General features: G+C 29.6%; 20 protein-coding genes and 2 rRNA genes. 4 read left to right on the top strand and 18 right to left on the bottom strand.

The window, feature by feature from the left end:
* Window positions 1-3 precede the first annotated feature (3 nt).
* From DIC82_06830 to DIC82_06805, 6 genes are all read right to left on the bottom strand, one after another.
* A complete protein-coding gene (locus DIC82_06830; GenBank protein AWK50742.1) occupies window positions 4-1,020 on the bottom strand; it encodes a rod shape-determining protein in 1,017 nt (338 codons plus the stop codon).
* A 21-nt stretch (window positions 1,021-1,041) separates the two neighbouring features.
* A complete protein-coding gene (locus tag DIC82_06825; protein ID AWK50741.1) occupies window positions 1,042-1,731 on the bottom strand; it encodes a hypothetical protein in 690 nt (229 codons plus the stop codon).
* 45 nt (window positions 1,732-1,776) lie between these two features.
* Window positions 1,777-2,343 (bottom strand): septum formation inhibitor Maf, encoded by a 567-nt coding sequence (locus DIC82_06820; protein AWK50740.1) that lies wholly within the window; start codon window positions 2,341-2,343, stop codon window positions 1,777-1,779.
* A gap of 264 nt (window positions 2,344-2,607) precedes the next feature.
* Entirely contained in the window at window positions 2,608-3,294 is a 687-nt protein-coding gene (locus DIC82_06815; GenBank protein ID AWK50739.1) for a sporulation-associated protein, read from the bottom strand.
* 363 nt (window positions 3,295-3,657) lie between these two features.
* Entirely contained in the window at window positions 3,658-4,251 is a 594-nt protein-coding gene (locus tag DIC82_06810) for an NlpC/P60 family protein (GenBank protein ID AWK50738.1), read from the bottom strand.
* Window positions 4,252-4,567: 316 nt separating this feature from the next.
* Window positions 4,568-6,025, bottom strand: coding sequence for an aminoacyl-histidine dipeptidase (locus DIC82_06805; GenBank protein AWK50737.1), 1,458 nt, complete (start codon window positions 6,023-6,025; stop codon window positions 4,568-4,570).
* Between the two features lie 164 nt (window positions 6,026-6,189).
* Between DIC82_06805 and pyk the strand changes: the two genes are divergently transcribed.
* Window positions 6,190-7,608, top strand: coding sequence for a pyruvate kinase (gene pyk, locus DIC82_06800; GenBank protein AWK50736.1), 1,419 nt, complete (start codon window positions 6,190-6,192; stop codon window positions 7,606-7,608).
* Window positions 7,609-7,779: 171 nt separating this feature from the next.
* Here the strand turns inward: pyk and DIC82_06795 are convergent, their stop codons facing one another.
* Window positions 7,780-8,934 carry a 30S ribosomal protein S1 gene (locus DIC82_06795; GenBank protein ID AWK50735.1) on the bottom strand — a complete coding sequence of 385 codons (1,155 nt, stop codon included), beginning with the start codon at window positions 8,932-8,934 and terminating at the stop codon, window positions 7,780-7,782.
* A 370-nt stretch (window positions 8,935-9,304) separates the two neighbouring features.
* Here DIC82_06795 and DIC82_06790 point away from each other — a divergent pair, with 370 nt between their 5' ends.
* The 3 genes from DIC82_06790 to DIC82_06780 are packed head-to-tail and all read left to right on the top strand — an operon-like array spanning window position 9,305 to window position 11,324.
* A complete protein-coding gene (locus DIC82_06790) occupies window positions 9,305-9,982 on the top strand; it encodes a hypothetical protein (protein ID AWK50734.1) in 678 nt (225 codons plus the stop codon).
* A 22-nt stretch (window positions 9,983-10,004) separates the two neighbouring features.
* Window positions 10,005-10,655 (top strand): phage shock protein A, encoded by a 651-nt coding sequence (locus tag DIC82_06785; protein AWK50733.1) that lies wholly within the window; start codon window positions 10,005-10,007, stop codon window positions 10,653-10,655.
* A gap of 9 nt (window positions 10,656-10,664) precedes the next feature.
* On the top strand, window positions 10,665-11,324 hold the full coding sequence (locus tag DIC82_06780; GenBank protein AWK50732.1) for a DUF1292 domain-containing protein: 660 nt from the start codon (window positions 10,665-10,667) through the stop codon (window positions 11,322-11,324).
* A 43-nt stretch (window positions 11,325-11,367) separates the two neighbouring features.
* On the opposite strand, the gene DIC82_06775 is transcribed toward DIC82_06780, so the two are convergent.
* The 11 genes from DIC82_06775 to DIC82_06725 form a co-directional block, all read right to left on the bottom strand.
* Entirely contained in the window at window positions 11,368-11,817 is a 450-nt protein-coding gene (locus tag DIC82_06775) for a CBS domain-containing protein (protein AWK50731.1), read from the bottom strand.
* A gap of 123 nt (window positions 11,818-11,940) precedes the next feature.
* Entirely contained in the window at window positions 11,941-12,846 is a 906-nt protein-coding gene (locus DIC82_06770; protein AWK50730.1) for an exonuclease, read from the bottom strand.
* Between the two features lie 99 nt (window positions 12,847-12,945).
* Window positions 12,946-14,736 (bottom strand): DNA mismatch repair protein MutS, encoded by a 1,791-nt coding sequence (locus DIC82_06765; GenBank protein ID AWK50729.1) that lies wholly within the window; start codon window positions 14,734-14,736, stop codon window positions 12,946-12,948.
* Window positions 14,737-15,005: 269 nt separating this feature from the next.
* Window positions 15,006-15,752, bottom strand: coding sequence for a Maebl (locus DIC82_06760; GenBank protein ID AWK50728.1), 747 nt, complete (start codon window positions 15,750-15,752; stop codon window positions 15,006-15,008).
* A gap of 359 nt (window positions 15,753-16,111) precedes the next feature.
* On the bottom strand, window positions 16,112-17,023 hold the full coding sequence (locus tag DIC82_06755; GenBank protein ID AWK50727.1) for an ABC transporter substrate-binding protein: 912 nt from the start codon (window positions 17,021-17,023) through the stop codon (window positions 16,112-16,114).
* An 88-nt stretch (window positions 17,024-17,111) separates the two neighbouring features.
* Entirely contained in the window at window positions 17,112-19,847 is a 2,736-nt protein-coding gene (locus DIC82_06750) for a hypothetical protein (protein AWK50726.1), read from the bottom strand.
* A 107-nt stretch (window positions 19,848-19,954) separates the two neighbouring features.
* Window positions 19,955-21,088, bottom strand: a complete 1,134-nt coding sequence (locus tag DIC82_06745; GenBank protein AWK50725.1) for a DNA repair exonuclease — start codon at window positions 21,086-21,088, stop codon at window positions 19,955-19,957.
* A 190-nt stretch (window positions 21,089-21,278) separates the two neighbouring features.
* Complete coding sequence (locus tag DIC82_06740) at window positions 21,279-21,464, bottom strand: small, acid-soluble spore protein, alpha/beta type (GenBank protein AWK50724.1); 186 nt, start codon at window positions 21,462-21,464, stop codon at window positions 21,279-21,281.
* Window positions 21,465-21,681: 217 nt separating this feature from the next.
* Entirely contained in the window at window positions 21,682-22,686 is a 1,005-nt protein-coding gene (locus DIC82_06735; protein ID AWK50723.1) for a hypothetical protein, read from the bottom strand.
* 554 nt (window positions 22,687-23,240) lie between these two features.
* Window positions 23,241-23,357: ribosomal RNA gene (rrf, locus tag DIC82_06730) — 5S ribosomal RNA — on the bottom strand.
* A 179-nt stretch (window positions 23,358-23,536) separates the two neighbouring features.
* A 23S ribosomal RNA gene (locus DIC82_06725) occupies window positions 23,537-26,450 on the bottom strand.
* Between the last annotated feature and the right edge of the window lie 201 nt (window positions 26,451-26,651).

Below are 26,651 nucleotides of genomic sequence, written 5' to 3'. Positions count from 1 at the left end.
ATACTAACCTCTTTGATCTCTACTAATTTTATCAAAATCTTCTAGTGCCTTTCCTGCTCCAAGTACTACGCAATCAAGAGGTGCCTCTGCAATATGTACAGGCATATTTGTTTCTTTATTTATCAATACATCTAAGCCTCTTAGATAAGCTCCACCGCCAGCAAGCATTATTCCCTTTTCTATAATATCTGCTGCAAGCTCAGGTGGTGTTTTTTCTAATGTAGTTTTAATCGCCTCTATAATAGCATATACTGGTTCTTTTAATGCTTCTCTCACTTGAGTTTCTGAAATTTGAACAGTTTTTGGAAGGCCTGAAATCATATCTCTTCCCTTTATTTCCATAACCATTTCTTCATCTCCAACTTTATAAGCTGAACCTATTTCCATTTTTACTTGTTCAGCAGTTCTTTCTCCGACCATTAAGTTAAATTCTTTTTTAATATAAGATATTATTGATTGGTCTAATTCATCTCCTGCTTTTCTAAGAGATTTACTAGTTACTATCCCACCTAAAGAAATAATAGCTACTTCAGTAGTACCACCGCCAATATCAACTATCATGCTTCCTGTTGGTTCACTTACTGGAAGCCCTGCGCCGATTGCTGCTGCCATTGGCTCTTCCATTAAAATAACATCTCTAGCTCCTGAAAGCTTTGTTGCCTCTTCAATAGCCCTCTTTTCAACTTCAGTAATACCTGATGGATAACAAACTATTATTCTTGGGTTCTTAAATGCATTCTTTGTTGATACCTTCTCTATTAAACTTTTCATCATTGTTTGAGCTATATCAAAATCTGCTATTACACCATCTCGAAGCGGTCTTATAGCTACTATATTTCCTGGAGTTCTACCTATCATAAGTTTAGCTTCTGATCCAACGGCTAATGTTTTTTTAGTCATTGTATTTACAGCAACAACAGATGGCTCTCTTAAAACAATCCCTTTTCCTTTTACAAATACTAATGTATTTGCAGTTCCTAAATCTATCCCCATATCTTTTCCTGATCCAAAAAATCCCATTTATTTTTTCCCCTTCCGATTCTATATTAGTCCTCTTTCTTTAAGGCTAACAAATTTATTATTTCCTATTATAATATGATCTACTAATTGAATTCCTATTATATCTCCGCATTCTTTAATTCTTAATGTAATATTTATATCTTCCTTGCTAGGCGTTGGATCACCTGATGGATGATTATGACATATAATTATAGATGCACTATTTTTATTTATTGCTTGCTTAAATATTTCTCTTGGATGCACTATAGATGTATTTAAACTACCTTTGAAAACATCTTTTGTTCCAATAATCATATTTTTTGTACTTAATAATACCACCTTCAAAACTTCTTGAGTTAGCTCATTCATTTCTCCCATTAGAAGGTCTGCCAAGTCTTTAGGTGAATTAATCTTAACATATTTTTTCGTTGCTTTTAATGTTCTAAATCTCCTAAAAAGCTCAGATAATGCTAAAATTTGAGAAGCCTTTCCTTCTTTTATACCTTTTATAGATGTTATTTCATTAAAACTTGCACTTAAAATCCCATCTAATCCTTCTAATTCTGATAAAAGCCTACTACTAAGTTGAAGTACATTTTCTCCCTGAGTTCCAGTTCTAAGTATAAGTGCTAATAACTCTGAATTGCTTAAGCTATCAGCTCCGTATGTCAATAATTTTTCTTTAGGTCTTTCATTTTGTGGTATATCCTTAATTTTAAGGCTACTATCCATTAATATACTACCTCCACATATATGATACCCCTAAATCCCCTCAAATTATTGTACTTCTTTTAGCATAAATTTTAATTTGTTTAATGGAAGTCCAACAACATTATAATAACATCCTTTTATTTCCTCAACAAATATTCCACCTATGCCTTGAATGCCATAAGCCCCAGCTTTATCTAGAGGCTCACCAGTTTTTATGTATTCTAGTATTTCATGATCGCTTATTTCAGAAAAAGTGACCTCAGTAGCTAAGCTTTCTTGTTTTATTAAATTTCTAGCTGTATTAATAATAACAATGCCTGAATAAACCAAATGTTTTTTACCTTGAAGTGATTTTAAAATCTTAAAAGCATCTTCTTCATCTTTCGGTTTTCCAAGTATCTTATCATCTAACGTAACTATAGTATCTGCCGATATTATTATTGCATCTTCATCTAGTTTATTTTTAACATCAAGTGCCTTCCCTAAAGCTACATTTTTAACATATCTATCTATAGATCCTTCAAATAGAACTTTACTTTCATCAAAATCACTGACTATTATATCAAATTTTTCAATTAATCTATTTAAAAGTTCTTGCCTTCTCTCTGAAGCAGAAGCTAAAACGATTTTCATATATTCACATCCTAAAATAAAGAATTTAATATATATTATTGACAAATAATATATATTATAGACATGTTAATTTTTTAGAGTATAGAAATGGCAGGTATACCCACAAACCATTTCTATACCCTATAGTTTATCATTTAAGATGTTCTTAAACAAGTCTGTTATACTAACTTATAGATTTTTTTATATAAATGTAATTTTATTGTAATAATTATTAATTTTTTAATATAGTCTTAGGCCCACTCGCAAAAATAATACGTCAGTTTACTATTTTATTTCGCGTGATTTAATTAATTTATATAAATCTTGTATATTTATATTATTATTTTCTTTATTTATTTCATCTGGCAAGTTTTTTACATAGCTACTTAAACCCTCTATTGTTTTAGATTTAGCATTACTACCATCATTTACAATTTTATCAGCCCATTCTTTGAACTCTGCTGTTTTTATACTTTTAACTGACGCTTCTTCAAGTTTTTTTGTAATTGTTAAAAACCCATCTATAACTTCTATTACTTTTTTACTTTCTATATTATTGCTTGAAATGATTAAATTAACCTTTGTAACATCGATATTGTTAGCTTTAAATTCTTCTATTTTTTTTAATCCATCTTCTTCTTTATATATTCCAGCCAACACTCTATATTTCCCATCATCCTCTATTATAAAAGGCTGGCAATATTTTGATATTAGAGTTAATAATTCTTTTGCATTTTCTTCTTTAGAATAATACCCACATTGTAATGATATAATGCTCTTAATCTCAGCTTCATTATTTCCTTCAATTGAATATCTTGAATTATCATTATTGTTATCTTGAATCTGCTTTTCATTAAAAATAAAATTACTAATATATAATCCACATACTATTGATATTCCAACAATAATTGTAATACTACATAAAAATTTTATCTTACCTGATTTTTTATATTCATATCTTGTGTATCTCATAGTATACCCCCTTTTCATATACTATATTTATTCCATAAGTTACACATATATGAGTTATGTTAAATAAAAAATACATAATTAGATATAACCTAATTATGTATTTTAAGTATGATTAATTTAGCTACACAAAGACTACTTGGTAAAATAATGACTGTTTCATGTGCTGCTGTAATGTTTAATACTAGCGCATTAATGGATTGTAGTATATTGACAGAGACTTAACTACTAAATATATAGGTATGATTCTGAAACTTTTTTAAAATCGTTTTCATAATGCTAGATATGAGCCTTGAACTATTTGTTGAATGATAATGTTACTATTTTAGAAAATACTATAATATAAATTATTGTTATAGTTATTTCTTAATCAAATATTCTCCTTGCAGTCGCATATCTTGTCGAGTAGTATCCATCTGATAAGGAACTTACCATTACTGGTTTCCCGGTTCTTGGTGCATGAATAAACTCTCCATCTCCAATATAAATACCAACGTGACTTATTGAACCTTCTGTATTAAAGAAGACTAAATCTCCCGCTCTTAAATCACTTTTCTTTACTTTAGTTCCTTCTTCTACTTGAGTATATGTAGTACGAGATATATCTACACCAAATTTATTGTATACATATTGTGTTAATCCTGAACAATCAAAAGCATTTGGTCCAGTTGCTCCATAAACATATGGTTTTCCTAAAAATTTATATGCATAATTAACAACTTGATTTCCTTTGCTAATAGTACCTCTTGAAGCTTTGCTTCCACTATTCGATGTTTCTTCTGTATTGGAAGGTGCTTTAATTACTTTAGTTGTTTTAAGTTGACTAGTTTTAAGTGTAATTCCTTTATTAGCCTTTAGTGTAGTATCAGCATTAGTATTTTGAGTATTAAGAAAACATGTTCCTGAAAAAACAAAAGTTGCAATTATAAATTTGGTAATCATATTTTTTTTATTATTCATATTTATTCCTCTCCATTACATGATTATATATTAATACCGAAAACATTTTCATCTTGGCTTATAGCCCCTTCTTATTTTTACACATGGTCTTAGTATATTCATAATTGGAATATAGGTCAAACTATTAACACTTATATATATTTATTTTAGAATAAACTATCTTCATTTTCCTCAATATTTCTCCAAGTAATAGTAATATACTGTAAATTTATAATTTTCTGACTTTTCCATATATAAAAAAAACAAACTAAATCCCAATTTTATTAGCAATTGCATTGAGATTTAGTTTGTTTTTTATTTCTATAGAATAGATTTATTAATCTCTTATTTCTTTAAGAACTTCTAATAGGTAATCAAAGCATCTGCAGGCAGATGATATACTCATATGTTCATTTGGGGTATGTATATCAAATATATCTGGTCCAAAGCTAATCATATCTAAATCGCCTAGTTTTTCCTTAAGTATTCCACATTCCACTCCAGCATGAATTGCAACAACTTCCGGCTCTTCTCCATACATTTTAGAATATACATTTTTACATAAATCTCTTATTTTCGAATCAGTTTTATATGGCCATTCTGGATATCCTGCATTAGTAATAAATGTTCCACCTAGAATTTCAGTTATAGATTTATTTCTCTCAACTAGTTCTTCTCTTAATGAAAATACAGAACTTCTAACTGCACTATCATATTCTACACTATTTTCATTAGTTGTCACCACACCAAGATTTGTTGAGCTTTCTGTTAATCCTTCTATTTCTGAGCTTACTGTGTTTACTCCGTTTGGATACATATATAATAAATTAATTACTTTGGTTGTGGTATCATCTGAAAATACCTTTTCTATATTACTTTTACATTCTAGTAAACTTATTTTTAATTCTGAATCTTTTTTGCTAAATTCTTTTTTTAGATTCTCACAGACTTTTGTTTTTAACTCAATTAATTTTTCTTCATCTATTGAATTAATTGACACAACAGCTGTAGCTTCTCTTGGAATTGCATTATTTTTTGAACCACCATTTAATGAAACTAAATTTATTTGAATTTCATTTGTGATTTCTTTTAATAATCTTCCCATTAATTTATTCGAATTTCCTTTTCCAAAATGAATATCAGTTCCTGAATGTCCTCCCTTTAATCCTGTAATTACAAGAGTATATTCTTTTGTATTTTCTTTTTTATCTATCCATTCAATATTAAGAGTAGATTTTGTTCTAATTCCTCCTGCACAACTAACTAAAAGCTTTCCTTCTTCTTCAGAATCTATATTTAATACAATTTTCCCATTAATATACTGAGGTTGAATTGCCATGGCACCACTCATTCCAGCTTCTTCGTCAGATGTTATTAATATTTCAAGAGCTGGATGTTCTATAGTATTATCTTCTAATATAGCCATTGCGTAAGCAAGTGCAATACCATCATCCCCTCCAAGAGTAGTATTATCTGCATATATATAATCATCATTAATAATTAATTTTATAGGATCTTCCATAAAGTTATGTATTTTATCTCCATTCTTTTCGCATACCATATCCATATGCCCTTGAATTATAACTACTGGTGCTTTTTCATAACCTTTTGTTGCTGGTTTTTTAATTATTACATTTAGTGCTCCATCTTGAATACATTCTAATCCCAAGTCTCTTCCAAATTTAATTAAATAGTCACTTATTTGCCTTTCATTACCAGAACCTCTTGGTATTTTACTTATCTCATTAAAATGATAAAAAATTCTTTTCTCTGTAATATTCTCTAAATATTTCATTCTTTACTCTTCCTTTCTTGAATTATGTGATAAAATAACATTGTACATATCTTTTTTTAGTTTATCATAAAATACTCCTATTATTATGTATTTTTTATTATTTTATGATTTATTATTTTACACACTATAGTATAATGGATAAAATTTTAATGTGAGGTGTTTAAATGCAAAAAACAAAAATGATTTTTACTATTGGTCCAGCAAGTGATAATGAAGAAATTCTAAGAAAGTTTATTGAAATCGGTATGAGTGCTGCAAGATTAAATTTTTCTCATGGTACACATGAATCACACAAAGAGAAAATCCAATTAATTCAACGCTTAAGCAAAGAAATGGATTCTGCAACAGCTATTGTTCTTGATATAAAAGGACCTAAAATTAGAACTCATAACTTTGTAAATGATGGGGTAACTCTTGTTGACGGTAGTAATTTTGATTTTATCTGTGGAGAAGAAATTCTTGGAGATGAAAAAAGATGTTCAATTTCATATGATGTACTTTATCAAGATATACAAGTCGGCGGGAAAATTCTTGTTGATGATGGTCTTTTAAAGTTCAAAGTTACTGGGGTTGAAGGCAAAACAATACATACCAAAGTTGTAGTTGGTGGAGAAATTAAAAACCATAAAGGTGTTAATGTTCCTAATGTAATTATAAAACTACCATCAATCACTGAAAAAGACATTGAAGATATTAAATTTGGTTGTAAAATGGGTGTTGACTTCATAGCTGCTTCTTTCATAAGAAAAGCTAGTGATATCCTAGATGTAAAAAAAGTTTTAAAAGAAAATCATGGTGAACACATAAAAGTAATAGCTAAAATAGAAAATCAAGAAGGCGTAGATAATATAGATTCTATCATTGAAGTAACCGATGCTGTAATGGTTGCCAGAGGAGATATGGGTGTTGAAATTCCAATTCAAAGAGTACCTATAAATCAAAAAATGATAATCAGAAAATGTAATGAAGCAGGTAAGATTGTTATAACTGCAACTCAAATGCTTGATTCAATGATCAGAAATTCAATTCCAACTAGAGCTGAAGCAAGTGATATTTGTAATGCAATTTTTGATGGTACTGATGCAATAATGTTAAGTGGTGAAAGTGCTTCTGGTCTGTTCCCTATAGAAGCTGCAAAGACAATGTCTAAAATAGCTCAAGAAGCTGAAGAATATTTAGATTATGATCATTTAACGGCAAGACTTAGAGAACCTTCTCTTACTGATTATGCAGCTGCAATAAGTTATTCTGCTTGTAGAACTGCTAACATTTTACATGCAAAAGCAATCGTTGCTGCAACTAAGAGCGGTGCTACAGCAAAATTACTTTCAAGATACAGGTCAAAAGCTCCAATCATAGCTATAACACCTTATGAACAGGTAAGGAAAACTTTGAGCTTAAACTTTGGAATATTCCCTATGACTTGTCAAATGTTTAATACAACAGATGAAATATTAACAGAAGCTAGGAATATTGTATTTAAGTTAAACTTTACACAACCTGGAGATGACATAATAGTTGCTGCTGGAATGCCAACAACACAAACTGGTGGAACTAATATGTTAAAGATAGAAAAAATTTAAATCAATTAACAGTTTACAATTAAAAATTATGGTACAATTTTTTCTGGAAATTGAATAATTAAAATAAGACTCTGAGAATCAAAAAAATTGATTCTCAGAGTCTTATTTATTCCAAAGCCCATAGGCTTTGTTCCTTAATTGCCCACAGGGTACCCTAAAGGGCATTAACTGTTAATTGAACTTAAATCCTTTAAGTAAATCTCCTAAAGATGTTCCTTCACTATCTTCATTATCGGTGTAATTAATATATTCTTTGTTAGTTTCTTCAGCATCTTTTATACTCAAAGCTATTTTCTTATTTTCTCTATTAATATCTAATACTTTTACTTTTACTTTTTGACCAACCTCTAATATATCTGAAGGTTTTACAATACGCTCATCTGTAATTTCCGAAATATGTACCAATCCATCTACACCCTCAAATAGTTCAACGAATGCTCCAAATGTCGTAAGACGTACAACTTTACCATCTACCAAATCTCCTACTTTAATATCTTCACTATGAACTGTCCATGGTTCCTTTGTTACATCTTTTAATATTAAAGATAACCTCTCTTTTTCTCTATCTACAGTTCCTATAAACACTTCAACTTTGTCGCCTTCTTTAACTACATCCTCTGGTCTATTTACTCTTTCCCAGGATAAATCTGAAATATGAATTAAACCTTCTACTCCACCAATATCTACAAAAGCACCAAATTTAACTAGTTTCTTAACAACACCATTTCTTTTTTCGCCTTCTATTAAACTGTCCCATATAACCTTTTTATTTTTGTTGTATTCTTCCTCTTCAATAACTCTTCTTGATCCTACAACTTTTTTATTTCTAAAATCTAATTCTGTAATTCTAATCTCTAGTTCTTTTCCTACTAAAGCACTAAGTTCAACTCTTTCTCTACTTGCAAGTGAACCTGGAATAAAGACTCTTACATTTCCATAATAAGCAATTATTCCACCTTTAGTTTCTTCCTTAACTTTAACAGTAATATTTTTTTGTTCTTTAAAAGATTCCTTTATTTCTTCTTTTTCTTTTATTTCTAATACTCTTACTAACGAAAGTTCAACGTATCCTTCCCCATCGTTAGGAGATATAACATATACGTCAATTTCATCATCCGTACTAACTACTTCCCTAGGATCTTTTCCATCTGCTGATAGTTCCTCTTTAGATATTAGTCCATCAAAAGCATAATTTATATTAACCGAAACTTCTTTATCGTTTACATCTATTACTTTACCCTTTAAAATATCCCCCCTACTCAATCTCTTTACATCATAATCATTTAAAAGTTCACCCATACTATTCATTGTTTCTTCATTAGACATTAATCATCACTCCTTAAATTATAATTTACTCTACTTACAATATTAATCTAAGAAAAACGATTATACAAGTATATGTTAATGTACTACTAACATACTTATGATATAATTAATTGAAAACCTTTATATAATAAATAGCAAAATATATAATTTGTTGTAAATAATTATTCTTAAATCAAGACTCAAATGGCAAATATAGATTAAGCGGTATGAAATACCGTTTAAAACATTAGATATTACTGCTATATGTGAGATATATGACCCTATAGTGATGATATTTAATTCTAATAATCTTTTTTAGTCTTTTTTCGTTGTTTCTCCATATTGTGTATAAGTAATCTTTTTTATATAATAAATACATAGTCTTTAAGGGGTGATCACTATTAATAAGATTAAGAAAAAATATGCTTTAATTCTGCTTTTAACATTTATCTTTGCATTTTCAAGTTTTCCTTTAGATGCATTGTCCTTCACAGGTATAAGTCCGTATGATAGCACAACAGCTTTTGCTAAAAGTAGTAGCAAGTCAAGTTTTAGCAGTAAATCTAGTACAAGTAGTTCAAAATCAAAAAGTGGATTTAGTTCAGGATCTGTTAGCAATTCATCGAGTAAATCTTCTACTAGTACAAGCAAAGATTCAACTAGTTCAAAAAGTGCTGAAGGATTTAAAACAGGTGACTTTTCAAATAGTAGTAGTGGTAGTGGTTCAAAAGCTAGTTCTGATTCAAGTACTTCTTCTAATAGTGATGGTGCTTCGAAGGGATTTAGTAGTGGCTCATATTCTACAACTGATAAAAATAAAACTAATGATTCTTCGAGTTCTTCTAATACAAATGATAATAAAAATAGTACCACTCAGACCTATAACAATAGTTCTGGCAGAAGCTCTTTCTTTCCATTCTTCGGCGGGTTTGGTGGCTTCGGTGGATTTTACAGACCATTTTATTTTGGTTCAGCTTCGAGTTCAATAGTTAATACTTTAGTTTTAGCTGGAGTATTTCTATTAGCCATTGTATTAATAAAAAAATATTTAAATAATAAGAGAAAATAACAAAATTTTTGGAGGTATTTATATGGGAATTTTTACAAGGATGTCAAATATGATTAAAGGAAAGGTAAATACTACATTAGATGAAATGGAAAATCCTGTTGAGTTATTAGATCAAAAAATAAGAGATATGGATGAACAATTCAATAAAGCTAAATTAAGTTCAGCTCAAGTTTTGGGAAATGTTCATGAAATTGAAAAGAAATTAACTCTTTCTAAAAAGGAATCTGAAGATTATGATCAAAAAGTAAAATTAGCTTTAAGTAAAGAAAACGAAGAACTAGCTAAGAGAGCTTTGGCTAAAAAAGTTGAAGTAGATAAAAAAATTGTTTCTTTACAAGCAAGCTATGATAACTCAAAAGTTCAAGCTGATACATTAAAATCAAATCTTCGTGCTTTAGAAGACGAAATAACAAAAACTAGAAGTTATAGAGATGAGGCTGCTGCTAGATTTGCAAATGCTGAAGCATCTCAAAAAGTTAATGAAGTACTTGCTAATGTTAAAACTAAGAGTAATTCAATACAAATTGATAGTATAGAAAGAAAAATTCAAAGAAAGGAATCTCTTGCTCAAGGCTTGGGAGAATTAAGAGATTTAGATAATTTCGATAGTGAATTTGCAAAACTAGATGAAGTTGACTTAGACCTTGAATTAGCAAAATATAAGAATAATTAGGTGCTCAATATGGATAATGATAAAGATATTGATTTTATCAATGAAGAAAGAAGATATTGGGGGGAAATTTATACTGATGTAGCTTATGCTATAAGTGAGATATCTCCCTTTGTTTCTGAACGAGATTTAAATATACGAAAATATTTTATTAAATCATCAATACTTCAAGAATATACTAAGCTTTTAGACTCTGCTGAAGCTGATTGCAAAAAGAAATCTTTATTTTCAATGTTTAAATCTAATCCAAGTATTACCTTACTTCAAGATTTTAAAGCTAAAAACAGAGAAACTTTTACGCAATTAGAAAAATGTTCTCATTGCGAATGTTTAAACTGTGCTTTTGATTGTAATTTTAAAAAATGTTCAAGCTGTAGGAGTGAATCTCTGATTTGCTTTTGTGATAAAGAAAGAGTTAATGTACGAAAATTTAACAATTTCATATTAGATCTTACTAACAATGACAATGGAAGCTCTTCAAAATATAAAGTCTTAGCTGTTGTTGAAGATTGCACATTAAATAATCTATATATTTTACTAGAAAATATAAATAATTCAGGTGATAAATTAGTACTCTATTATTATCCAGGAATTAAGGAAGACTCCTATGGTGAAATAACAGATGCTGCTGAATTTGATTTTGTAATTGAAACTTATCAAAGTGCAGAATAACTAATTAAAAAAATTACGGGTATTGTGAAATACCCGTAATTTTTTATCCTTCATCATACATTGAAAAATGTTGTCTTTCTAAATCTTTTCTCTTTTCCATTTCATTAAAACAATAATTTATTATATCACTTCTTTTTATTATTCCTATAAAGGTTCCGTCATCATCAGTTACTGGCACAAAATTTTGGCTTACTGCTAACGATATTAGGCTTTCTATATTGGAAGTTATAGATACAGATTTATGAATTATTCTCTTAGTTATATCTTTAACTTTAACAGCTTCAGTGTTCTTAAAATTTAAATTATTAGTATTTTTTAATTTCCATAATAAGTCTCCTTCTGTTAATGTTCCTACATATTTTCCTGCTCTATCTATAATTGGTATTGCTGTGTATCCGTTCTGCTCCATTTTTTCCATAACTTGTCTCATTGTTGCATCCTGATTTTCACATACCACTTCATTTTTAGGTGTAAGAAAAAAGGCTATATTCATAAATAAAATCCTTTCGTTAATATATTCGTCCGACTTTTCTTTATAAGTCTATTTTAGCACATTTTAAGTTGAAATTCTTTAAAGAAATTCTTACTATCGTTGAATATTTATTTAAATTCACCTTTATTCATTCCAATTTTCCAATTTATAAATATAATTTAAATACACTTCATCTTTTAGAATACTATTAACTTCATTATATGCTTCTTCTCCCTTGAGGGTTTTTTTTACTAAAACTTCGCACAAAACATTATTTTTACATTTAGTGCATATGCCTACAGCTGCAAACCTCCAATTCAAAAGTTTTATTGGCGTTTCTAATTTAACTTTCTTGCCGCACTTAGGACATTTTAGCATTAATTTTTCTTCATCAATTTTAATACTTTCAAGATTTGAAACATGTATTGCTGGCATATTATATATATCTTTAACTAAATAATTTTTAATAACTCTAGAATTATATACTCTTCTAAATACCTCAACTGTATACTTAGCATCATTTAATGCATCATGTAATTTTGTCTCATCTACCTTAATTTTAAGCTCATCTAAAGCTGCTTTAAGTCCTAATGATTTCTTATGAGCTAACATTTTAGTTACATATTCTTGAATATCTAAATATTCATTAAGCCAGCTTAAATCATTATAATTATAATAATTTGCATTTATAATTAATTCTACAACATCATCTTTTGCCCATGAACAAAGAATATCTCCATCTTCAAACATATCTTTAAGTTTCCCTATAGCTTTATCAAATGGTATTCCCTTTTCATTAAGTATATCCATATCTATTTTTGTGATTTCAGTTACTACAGGATTAATCAGAGGAAATACTGTAGGTTTAATATATTCTCTAATTTCACTTATAGGTTTCATATACTTATCTACTTTTACAGCTCCTATTTCTATAATTTCATTTTCCAAATTGACTGAATCAAATTCCCCATATTCTTGAAAAAAATTCTTATGATAATTAGCTATATTTTTTAAATTATTAAACTCCAAATCAATAATAATGTACCCCATATCTATTCCTTTCTAAAATTAATTTATTTTAAGTAGAGAACTCAAATCTCTGATTTGGTGTGAATCACACTCAGTGAGTGAATACGAGTTGAGTTTCCTTTAAATATCTATTCCTGCAAGTTTCATTAAATGAATTGCATTTTGCGTTTCACTCTTTCCACTTCTTAATATATAATCAAATTTTATTTTATCATTTTCATAGAATTCTCTAAAGTTATAATTTATTATACTTTTGTTTTCTCTTTCTAAGTCACATAATTCTAAGTCATGTGTAGATACAAGTCCTACTCCTCCATATTTAATTAATTGTTTGATTAGTACTATAGCACCTGTATGTCTATCTTTAGAATTGGTTCCTTTAAATATTTCATCTAAAAGAAAAAATATCTTTTCGCCTCTTTTGGATGCTTCTATTAATATTTTTATCCTTAGAATTTCTGCATAGAAGGATGAAATACTTTCTTCTAAATTATCTTTTGTTCTCATGCAAGTATATATATTCATAATACCACATGAGAATTTATCTGCACATACCGGTGCCCCTATATAACTAAGAACTAAATTTACACCTAATGTTCTTAGGAACGTACTTTTACCAGACATATTAGAACCTGTAATTAGGGATACCTTTTTTTCTCCTATTAATGAAAATGTATTTCTAACCGCTTTCGTTCCAAGTAGTGGATGACCTATATTAATTCCTTCTATCTCATTCTCATTTAAAATTACAGGATAAGTCCAATCTTCATTTTCAAAAGAAAGATTACATATACTATTTAATGCATCTATCTCATGCATTACTTTAAGCCATTCTTCAAGTTTGTCACCATTTCTTTCTCTCCAATTTTCTAGACTTCTCATTAAAAACACATCTGAAAAGAAAAGGATATTTAATACTAAATAATATGCATTATATGAACTATTGCCAGCCCAATCTAATATATTCGAAAGTTTTCTCATTTCTTCTTTACAACTTAATTTATCACTTTTTAATTTATTATTTAATTTTTTCAAATATAAGCAATTAAATTTTTCATTTTCTATTAAACATAAAATTCTACTATATCCATCTACACTATGTTTTATAGATTCAAATAATCTAAGTTCTTTTGCCATACTTTTAGATAATATTTTAACAACAATAAAATTCACCATAAAATCTAAAATTAAAAATGATTCTGGTATTATTCCTTTAACTGCTAAATATATTGAAAAAATAGTTGCTAGCATAAAAGTACAAGCAATGGCTACTCTTAAAGGGTTTGAAAATTCTTTATCCTTGCTCCACTTTATGAGAGAAGATAAGTGCATATCTTTTGATTTCTTTAAGCTACCTTCAACAATTATTTTTTGTCTCCATATAACTTTTTCCCCTAACTCCCTTATAGCTTCTTGCCTTTCTTTTATCTCATTATTAGTTAAAACCTTTTCTCTTTTCAATAATTTTGATAATTCTGTTCTTCCCCCTTTAGTAACTGTAGTATTAATGTATTGAAAAATTGAATTATTCCCAAACACATCTAAATCATTTATAAATGAATGCTCATCATCTAAATATTCTGATCCATTATCTTTTAAATTTTTAAACTCTCCAGACAGTCTTTTTAGCCCATTTTTATTAATATTTATTAACAAGTCAATTCTTTTTTTATATTCAAATATATTATTATGATAAAATACTAAACCTAAAAAGACTCCTATAAGAAATATTGTTGCAACTACAATTAACATTATTTTATTTTGTCTATATAAAAAGTAATCAATCAAAGTGCATAGTAATACTACAACTAATCTACTCCATCCAATAATATTTACTTTACTGCTTAAAGCATTACTTTTTTTGCTATTATTTTCCACATTATTTTTATAAAATTCTTCTGATAAACTCATAATCTCTCCTTAATACAATTTTATTTTTATTATAATAATAAAGCTTTAGTTTAAATTATCTGTATAATTAACACTTACTATTTCTATTTTACGTTATTATAAGAGTGTGTCAATTATTTGCCATACATTCTTTTAATTATTAATTTTCTCCCATAGTAGAATAAAAGCAAATTAAGACATCTTATATTTCTTGTAAGATATTTCAATCTGCTTTATTGCGCGTAATTTCAACTGTTCTATTTTATCTGATAGTTAGCACTATTAATTTTTTATTTTTTTATTTTGTTTCTAATAAGTGTTTCTCCTCTATTTGTTTTTCCTGACTGTATTTCAAATTTGTTTAATGATGATATAAAAGAAGATAGCTTTGGATATCCATAATTTCTTGTATCAAAATCTGGGTAACGCATATTTAGTTTATTTCCAACCACACCTAAATTTGCCCAACCTTCCTCATCAGAGCTCTCTATTATAATATTCTTTATAGATTTTATTAACTCTCCTAGATTTGTCAAACCCTCTTCTTTTGGTGTATGTTGCTTTTCTAGAACTTCGTCAATATTATTAATATTGGTAATGCTTCCAGCTAAAACTTCAAGATATTTAAATTTCTCACAAGCTGATATGAAAGGCGTAGGTGTTTTCTTCTCTCCCATACCAACAACATACATTCCTGCTTCTCTTAATCTTGCAGCCAGCCTTGTAAAATCACTATCACTTGAAATAATACAAAAGCCATCTACATTTTTTGAATAAAGTATATCCATTGCATCAATTATTAATGCTGAGTCTGTTGAATTCTTACCTGTTGTATAGCTATATTGTTGAATTGGAGTAATAGAATAATTAAGAAGCACATTCTTCCAAGAAGCAAGTTGTGGCTTAGTCCAGTCTCCATAAATTCTCTTATAAGTTGGTGTTCCATGATTTGAAATTTCATCAAATATATATTTTATATATTTATCTGATACATTATCTGCATCAATTAAAACTGCAATCTTTTTGTCATTCTCCATTTTTCCTACCCCTTGTCTCAATAATTTAGTCTTTTTCTTCTATAATAAATATTGTATCACTCTTCTAATGAATTTTTGTAATTATTATGCTATTTTTTATATTGTTTAACACTTTTTTTTATTTTCAAAAAGTATTGACTTTGAGTTAGCTCAAATATGTAAATTATATATAACAAAGCAATATATTATCAGAGGTTTAACGATGAGTAATTTTATTTTTAATATAGTTTCTTGTTTTTTGATCTTTATTCTAAATTAATTTCAGTGATATAAAAGAAAAAAACTATCTCTCAAATTTGCTTTGAAAGATAGTTTTGTAATCTTTAAATACATTGTGAATTTTTAGCATAATTTATGCTCTATTCAGCTTTACTTGCCTCTTCTGATAAACATCTATATATTTCATCTAAGTTATATTTCATAGCTTGTATATAATTCTTATCTTCTTCTTTAGCTTCTAAAGTTAATATTGGTACAACTTTTGCTTTAACTTCCTTCGCTAAAGTTTCTGAAACTTTAGGACTTGCTAGCGATTCTGAGAAAACAGTCTTTATATTATTTTCCTTACAGAAATTAACTAAATCTTCTAATTGCTTTGGAGTGGGTTCTCCCTCTGCAAATAAGTTTTCTACTGATTTTTGTGTTAATCCAAAATCTCTGCATAAATATCCAAAAGCAGCATGACCTGTTATGAAATTCTTTTTACTTAATGTATCAAATTTAGGTTTGTATTCATTATATAAACTTTCTAATTCTTCTTTAAATTTTTTATAATTTTCTTCATAATAATCTTTATTTTTCTCATCTAGCTTAACAAGAGTATTTTTTATATTTTCAGATTGTATTTCTGCATTTTTTAAGCTTAACCAAATATGAGGATCAATAGTATCTTCTTCTTTTCTAACTTCAACACCAGTACTTGAATCCACAATAGTTACACCCTTGTCTTTAATAGTTTCATTAACTTGATCTACCCAAGTCTCCATACCCAATCCATTATAAATAAAGGCCTTGCTCTTAATTAACTCTTCAAAATCTTTAGTTTTAGGTTCATAATCATGAGGTTCCATATTCTCTGGTACTAAACAAGTAACCGTCACTTTATCTCCTGCAATTTTCTCTGTAAATTCTTTCAATGGATATATCGAAACAATAATACTCAATTTCTCATCAGTTGTATTTTCTATTGTAGTATCGTTCTTAGATCCACAGCCGATCAACATAATACTCATTAATGTGGCTAAAAACCCTGAAATAATTTTCCTTTTCATATTATACCTCCGTTTTGCATTTGATTTGCATTTGCAACTCTGTTTATAATATTACTGATAAAACTTAAATATGTCAAGATAAGGCACTTTAATTTAGCATGATTAAATTATATTCATAGCAATCATTCTCTAAGATTACCCTCTCTATCTTTTGACACGTAAATAAAATTGTTTGCGCAAAGTCTTCTTTAATTAGAAGTTGTAATGCTTTCTTTCTTCTTTCATCATCGTACTGTACAAAAGCATCATCTAGAAATATTGGGACATCTTTATTTTTAAATAACATGTTTATAAAAGAAAGTCTTAAAGCTAAGTATAGTTGATCTTTAGCTCCATTGCTTAATATGTCTCCATCAAATAATACTCCGTTATTTCTTATCTTAAGCTTATAATCTTCTGATATTTTAGCTTCTTCATAACCTTCATCTGTTAACAAATTAAATTTTTTAACAACTTTTTCATTTAAATCTGGACCTACATTTTCCCTAATTTCATTAAATGATTCTTGAAATATATCACTTGCTAGTTCTAACGCTTTAAATTCTTTTTCTAATTTTATAATTCTTTCCTTATTAATTAATATGTCCTCTTCTATTTCTGAAATTTCTCTCTTTCCTAGATATCTCTTTTCTATAAGATGCTCTAGGTCTTTTATTTCTTTTTCAACTTTTAACAATTCATTTGATTGTCTTCTAATTTCAACATCTATTTCTTCTTCTGACTCATACGTGTAATTTATTTCTTGGCTAATTATTTGTCTCATTTCTTCTTTTATTTCATTTATATTCCTATCCTTCAATAAAACCTTATAAGTTTCTTCTACATTCTGAAGTTCATTTTTAATTTCTTTCATCCTGTTCATCTTATCTTTATATTCTTTTAATTTAATATGCAAGTCTATTATTTCTACATTTTCTAATCCGAGCATAGAAACTTTTTTTCTTATTTCATCTTCTTTATCAATTAATTGTTCATTAATATTCTCTATTTCTTGCTTAATTCCATTAATTTCATACTCACTCCTATTTATATTTGCCTTTAATTCTTCATAAAATTCCACTTGTTCTAATACCTTCTCTAATGAATCACATGACATAACACTATATAAAGATGTTATTATTCCCTTGTTTCTATTATATTTTGATTTTAATTCAGTAATATCATATTTATTAAGCTCATCTTCTTTATTTTTTACAACCAAAGATACACTATCTTTGTAACTTTTATACTTATCATATTGAGTGAGCTTATTAATAAATTCTTCATAGGTTGCAGAATTAGTGTCATAAATATAAAAATTCAACTTATCTTCATATTCTGTAATTCTTTCTTTCAGCATTTCAATTGATTGATTGTTCTTATTAATAAAATCACTATTCTTTATTGCTAGAGAATATTTTAAATACAATTTTATCAATACAATAAATACAGGTATACATGTAATAACGACAGGAATTATCTGATTTATCATTGAATAAATAAATATCAAAACACTAATAAATACAGTTAAATAAACAAAATTTATTTTTTTATGGGAATTCTTTGACCTTGCTTCCGGTTTTCTATAACTTTGGCTTTCAATTTTATATTTTAATTCCTTTAATCCCTCCTTATAAAAGTTGAGTAATTCTTCTATTTCATCTCTATATTTTTCTACAAATTCTAAATTACCAATATTATTAGCTTGCTTACTTATATCCATTTTAAATCTAGAAATTGAATTTTGAATATTAATAATATCATTAAGCTTTTCTTCTAGGCTCTTTTGTTCAAGTTTTAAAGTATATATCTTTTCCTTGATATTATTTCCCATTGATGAAAATACACTATAACTTTTCATATTTTTATTTTTTTCTTTTAATTCCTCTTGTAATTGGTAAAATTTATTTGATTTTTCTTGTTTTATATCCAATAAGCTTAAGTATCTAGAAGATTTTTCATTTATTTCATCTAAAAATTCAACTGTTATATAATCATTTCCATTTTTAAGTTCTCCACTTATAGCCTCTTGTTTCCTTTTAAGTTCTTCTCCTTTTATACAGTAATTACTTATTTCTTTATAATCCTTCTGAAGTTTTATTTTCTTGATATATTTTTTATATAAGTCTAACTTCTGAATTTGTTCTTTTATATTCACTTTATATTGTTTCTTTTTTAATAAATTTTCCTCATTATCAACATTTTCTTCTCCTAATTTATAAGCTTCCCATAATTCTGTTTTAAGAGAATTATTATTTTCTTTTAATAGATCTAATTCTCCACCTTTTCTAGTTGCTACCAATTGTTTTTTCCTTTTCTCTAGTTTTTCAATAACTTTCTTCACAGAAGTGTTTTCATCTCCAGTATTATATATGTTAGTTATTTTTTCCATTATTTCTTCTTCTTTATCCTTTGAAACAATAACCCCCAGCTGGCTTATAAATAAAGTTTTCATAAAGGTAGCTAAATTAATATTAAAGAAGTCTTTTCCAGGTTCGTTATTATGCTCAATTTCTATGACTTCACCAGTTATTTCATCTAAAATTTCACAAGTATCGTCCTTTTTAGTTGTTCCAAAGCTACGTTTTATAATATAACCTCTCCCGTTATAATTTACAGTTAATTCACCTGAAATTTTTTCTCCAGTTAAGGGTAAGTATTTTTTTCTATCATTAAACTTCCCTCTAGAACTATCAATTCCATATAACCATATTCTAATAAAATTCTCTACTGAACTTTTACCTTTCTCATTTTTTCCATAAATTAAATTAAACCCCTTCGTGAAATCTAAACTCTTCCCCTTAAGCCCAGCAAAAAATTCAATACTAACTTTTTTAATTATCAACAATCTCACCTCTTTCATAAGATAAAATTGATCCATGTTTGTATTCCTCTTCATTCTTATTCCTATATAATTTAAATCTATAAATTATAAATCTATTTTTAATTAGTTTATCCTTCATAAATCTTTACCTCTTCTCCCGAAATACTTTGAAGCCCTATCTTTAGTGCTAAAATTATACATTCTCTTTCTTCTTCTGTTTCTGCACTTTGTAATCTTTCGTATATTTTTTTAGCAAATATGCTTTTTAATGAATAGCCCTTAATTAATTCATTTATATCTAATTTAATTTCACTTTTATCTATGATCTTTACAAAATGAAATTCATCTTTAAGTGATTCTTGCAAAAATTCTTCATTTAATGTAAATTCTTCACATACTTCTCCTTTTAAAATGATTTTATAAAAATTACTTTTCCTATGATTACTTGGAATTTCATTAATAATCTTGTTTTTTACTTCACTATATCCAAAGCACCCTTGAATATTTATTTCTTTTTCATAATAATTTCTAATTGATGTTCTAACAAACTTACTTTCTACAAATTTATCTTTAAGCTCTATTAGAATTATTCCCTTATCTTCAAGCTCATCAAAGCCCCTCCCTTGTGGACAACCACTATAGCTATAATAAGTGTTCTCTATCTTTTTAACGTCTGAAAACTTATGTCTGTGCCCTAGTGCTATATAATCCATATTACTTCTAGCTATCTCTTCTTCAGTAATGGGATTATACTCATTTCCATCTTTGGTATTTGTAATTTCACCATGAAGAACCATTATATTATTATATTCCTCTACTCTTTTAACTTCTTTTAATAGTGATTTATTAACATGAGAAGTATTAAATCCAGCACCCCAAACTACAGTATTTAAATCTTCCAAAATTATATTTTCCATAGAATTTTTAAAAATGTGAACATTATTAGGCCACTCTACAATATTATAAAAAGATTTTTCGTTAAATGGGTCATGATTTCCTGGACTTATAAAAACATTAACTTTACTTATATTTTCAAAACAATTTTTAATAAAATAAAGTGTAGTTTTATTTACAGATAAATTATCAAATATATCACCTGCAATTAAAAGGATATCAATTTCTTTTTCCAAAGTCATTTTTATTATCTTTTCAAAAACTTGCTTTAATTCTTCTTTGCTTTTTAAAGCTTCTTTTGGTGTCATTCCACTAAATGGAGTATCAAAATGTATATCTGCTGTATGTAAAATTTTAATTTTTTTCATCTAATCACCTATAATCAATTTTTTATCACGAACTTTTGTTCTAATTTTAGCACGAAATTAAGAAAGAGTCCAAAGTAAAACAAAAAAATAAGAGATACATTACATATTTGTAATGTATCTCTCATTTTAGAATATGATTATGTTATTTCTAACATATACACATTTTTAATTTAGAACCATATGATTCTTATTATATTCTATGCTCATATTCCTCTACCATTCTTTTTACCATTTCCCCGCCTACTGAACCACATTGTCTTGAACTTAAGTCACCATTATATTCTTTAAATGGAACTCCTAGTTCTTGAGCCACTTCGTTCTTGAATGTAGCTAAACCTTGTCTTGCTTCTGGAACTAATGAACTACTCTTTGACATATAAATCCCTCCTCGGTTAATTTGGTATTTATCAGTAGAAAAAACTTGATTAATTTCCTCTGCCGATAATAATATTTTAACCCTTAGGTTTTTTTTTATTCTTATTAATATAAGGCTAATTTACAAAATATATCCTTGTATTAATAACATACATTAAAAGAATATACAGCACATACTTAGTTTGTTATTTTATTGCATATACCTTAGTTGATATTTATTATACGACTATACTTTTTAAAGTAGCTTCTATGTCTCTCTTTATATCTACAAAAATATTATTTTTTTCTCTTATAAAATGATTTAATAAATCAACTGCTATTAAGTTCATTTCATTAATATCTTTGTCTGTAATTAAATTTTTATCTTTAATTTTATTTAAATATTTATTCATGTCTTTAAAAAACTTAACTATATAATCTTTGATTAAATCTCTTGAATTCATTTCTGTGCTTAAGCTTAATAATCTTTTTTTAAGATCTAGTATTTTTACTGGAAATAATAGATACATATTTTTTTCAAACAGCTGTCTGAAATCGTATTTCCAGCTTTTAATTACATTAATCTTACAATCTATATTTTCCCCTTTAAAACTTGATTTAAATTCATATACATCAGGGACTTGAATATTGGAATTCAACATTATTAAACATTTTGCATAATTGTGTTTTTTGATTTTATTCAAATTATCTTTTTCATATTCCCTTTTCTTTTTGTTAAGACTTACTATATTATCATAACCATTAGTCAACTCTTTTTTATTTATTATTATTGCTATATTTTCAGCGTCTCTAGTTTGAAACTGCATTTGGTATTGGAATCTTCTGTGTTCATCTTCTACTGAAATTCTAACATTATAACTAGAATTTTTTAGAACTATCACTTCTTCATTATTGATAATATCTTTATTTTTAATATATTCAATTCTAGTATTTCCACTTAACTCATCATTATATATTGAGTTAAAAAATTCTATTAAGAAAATTCTATTATCTAATGAAAAAGTTCTTTTCATCAGTGCATTTAATGTTTTTTCATATTTAGTATAATCTTTTTTTTTACCATCTAACTCCATAAAATCCTCATGATTTTGTAAAAAATCAAATTTCTCTTTAAAAATAACATATGAATTATCAGAGTCTTCTTCTACACTTTTAATTTTATTAAATTCTAATAATTTACTTTTTCCTTTTCTTACTTCACTTAGTAAAACTAATTTATTCATATTGTATTCCACCTCATAATGGATTTTTGCCATAATATGCTTATCTTATACTAATAATGTATTCATTTCAATGGAATTCAATACCATTCAGCCATAAAATGACATAAATTTCACATTAAAATATCCATTTTTCCAAACATATTTTATTAAATTGATAAAATATAACTTTTAAATAACATAATTATAACATTTTTTTAGTATTATTTTTATATATTGTAAAATTTTATTTTTAACTTTATTACATATATATATTTGAAGATATTATTTATAATAAATTAAATTAAATTTATTATGTATTATAGAATATATATTAATATTTTTTATGTTTTTCTAACATAATATAAAACTTTAAACCACTAATTATATAATTCTAATATATCATTATCTTGTTCATTTTTATTAAATTCTTCTTGCTGTTTTATTCGCTTTAAAGCCCAAAGGTAACTCTAGAAAATAATAGATAAGCAACTTCGAAAGTTCTATAATTTCTTATACAAAAAAAGAATATCTCAAAATGATTTTACCAATCACTTTAAGACATTCTCTTTTAACTTACCTCGCAACGTCCTACTCTGCCACACAGTCACCCGTGCAGTACCATCGGCGCTATAGACCTTAACTGTCCTGTTCGGAATGGGAAGGAGTGTTACCTCTATGCCATCGTCACGAGATGCTTGTTTTTCCCAAATCTACGATTTGGTTGAAAAACTGCACACCAACGAACGCATGTGAGTTAGTGTTTCCTTTAAAGAAAACTGACTCAAACTATCGTTTGTGCTATTTTATTGAAAGAATTGTTCTTTCAAAATTGCATATAGATGTTAATGTATATTTTACAACTTGATTATATATTGGTCAAGCCCTCGACCTATTAGTATCAGTCAGCTAAATATGTTACCATACTTACACCTCTGACCTATCAACCTTGTAGTCTTCAAGGGGTCTTACTAGCTTACGCTATGGGAAATCTAATCTTGAGGTTGGCTTCACACTTAGATGCTTTCAGCGTTTATCCATTCCCGACTTAGCTACCCAGCTATGCTTCTGGCGAAACAACTGGTACACCATAGGTCAGTCCATCCCGGTCCTCTCGTACTAAGGACAGCTCCTCTCAAATTTCCTACGCCCGCGACGGATAGGGACCGAACTGTCTCACGACGTTCTGAACCCAGCTCGCGTGCCGCTTTAATGGGCGAACAGCCCAACCCTTGGGACCTACTTCAGCCCCAGGATGCGACGAGCCGACATCGAGGTGCCAAACCTCCCCGTCGATGTGAACTCTTGGGGGAGATCAGCCTGTTATCCCCGAGGTAGCTTTTATCCGTTGAGCGATGGCCCTCCCACGAGGTACCACCGGATCACTAAGCCCGACTTTCGTCCCTGCTCCACTTGTAGGTGTCGCAGTCAGGCTCCCTTCTGCCTTTGCACTCTTCGAACGATTTCCGACCGTTCTGAGGGAACCTTTGGGCGCCTCCGTTACATTTTAGGAGGCGACCGCCCCAGTCAAACTGCCCACCTAACAATGTCCTGTCACCAGTTTCATGGCATCCAGTTAGAACTTCAATACTATCAGGGTGGTATCCCAACAACGACTCCACCAAAGCTGACGCTCTGGTTTCCCAGTCTCCCACCTATCCTGTACAGACAATACCGAAATTCAATGCTAAGCTACAGTAAAGCTCTACGGGGTCTTTCCGTCCAATCGCGGGTAGCGAGCATCTTCACTCGCACTACAACTTCGCCGGATTTGCAGTTGAGACAGTGCACAAGTCATTACGCCATTCGTGCGGGTCAGAACTTACCTGACAAGGAATTTCGCTACCTTAGGACCGTTATAGTTACGGCCGCCGTTTACTGGGGCTTAAGTTCACACCTTCGCGTTACCGCTAAGCATTCCCCTTAACCTTCCAGCACCGGGCAGGCGTCAGCCCCTATACATCAGCTTACGCTTTAGCAGAGACCTGTGTTTTTGTTAAACAGTTGCTTGTGCCTATTCTCTGCGGCCTGCATTGCTGCAGGCACCCCTTCTCCCGAAGTTACGGGGTCAATTTGCCTAGTTCCTTAACTGCAATTCTTCCGTCGGCCTTAGGATTCTCTCCTCATCTACCTGTGTCGGTTTGCGGTACGGGCACTACTTCTCTTTCTAGATGCTTTTCTTGGAAGCATGGAATCAGATACTTCGGTTCCGTAGAACCTTCCCCATCACGCCTCAGAATTGTTAGAACGGATTTGCCTATCCTAACTCCCTAAACGCTTAGACTAGCATCCAATAGCTAGCACATCCTATCCTTCTCCGTCACACCATCGATAATAACGATTGTAGTGGTATTGGAATATCAACCAATTGTCCATCGACTACGCCTTTCGGCCTCGCCTTAGGTCCCGACTAACCCTGAGAAGACAAACTTTACTCAGGAAACCTTAGATATTCGGCCTGTAAGATTCTCACTTACATCTCGCTACTAATGCCAACATTCTCACTCGTAATCAGTCCACCGCTCCTTACGGTACGACTTCAGCCCGATTACGACGCTCCTCTACCGCTCACAATAAATTGTGAACCCGTAGCTTCGGTGGTAAGTTTGAGCCCCGGACATTTTCGGCGCAGGATCTCTTGACTAGTGAGCTATTACGCACTCTTTTAATGAGTGGCTGCTTCTAAGCCAACATCCTAGTTGTCTTAGAAATCCCACATCCTTTTCCACTTAACTTACACTTTGGGACCTTAGCTGACGATCTGGGCTGTTTCCCTTTTGACCATGGAACTTATCTTTCACAGTCTGACTGCCGGACTGATAGTATATGGCATTCGGAGTTTGATAAGGTTCGGTAAGCGCTATGCCCCCTAGCCTATTCAGTGCTCTACCTCCACTACTCACATTTTCCGACGCTAGCCCTAAAGCTATTTCGAGGAGAACCAGCTATATCCGAGTTCGATTGGAATTTCTCCGCTATCCACAGCTCATCCCATGCTTTTTCAACAGCAACGTGGTTCGGTCCTCCACGAGGTTTTACCCTCGCTTCAACCTGGCCATGGATAGGTCACCCGGTTTCGGGTCTACAGCATGCAACTAGTCGCCCTATTAAGACTTGGTTTCCCTTCGGCTCCGTACCTTAAGTACTTAACCTCGCTACATACCGTAACTCGTTGGCTCGTTCTACAAAAAGCACATCATCACACACATATGGTGCTTTGATCGGTTGTAGGCATATGGTTTCAGGTTCTATTTCACTCCCCTCCCGGGGTTCTTTTCACCTTTCCCTCACGGTACTGCTTCACTATCGGTCATCAGGTAGTATTTAGCCTTGGGAGGTGGTCCTCCCTGCTTCCCACAAGGTTTCACGTGTCTCGTGGTACTCTGGTGCAGAACTGATTATCATAATTTTCATCTACGGGACTATTACCCCCTACGGTCTAACTTTCCAGTTATGTTCGATTAACCATGATTTCTCGTTATGTTCTGTCCGCAACCCCAGAAATAAATTTCTGGTTTGGGCTCTTTCCTTTTCGCTCGCCGCTACTAAGAAAATCGATTTTTCTTTCTCTTCCTCCAGGTACTTAGATGTTTCAGTTCCCTGGGTTTACCTTCATAAAGCTATGTATTCACTTTAAGATACATGGGGTTTCCCATGTGAGTTTCCTCATTCGGAAATCTTCGGATCTCTGACTATGTGCGTCTACCCGAAGCTTATCGCAGCTTATCGCGTCCTTCATCGGCTCCTGATGCCAAGGCATTCACCATACGCCCTTTGTAGCTTGACCTTTTATTTACAAATTAATATACATTTTGTGTATATAGCGATATATACCCAAAGATTGTTTACAATTTGTTTATCTATAATCATTTCACAAAGAATATAATTCTTGGCTTTGTTGTATTTTATACATTAATCTATATGCAATTTTCAAAGAACATCTTCAATTTCACTATTTAAAGCAAAATTTTTTTTTGAAAGACTTAGTC

This window comes from Clostridium beijerinckii, from assembly GCA_003129525.1.
Classification (GTDB): Bacteria; Bacillota; Clostridia; order Clostridiales; family Clostridiaceae; genus Clostridium; species Clostridium beijerinckii_D.
Note: the sequence above shows the minus strand (reverse complement) of the source record. Positions and strands in the feature narration are given on the sequence as shown.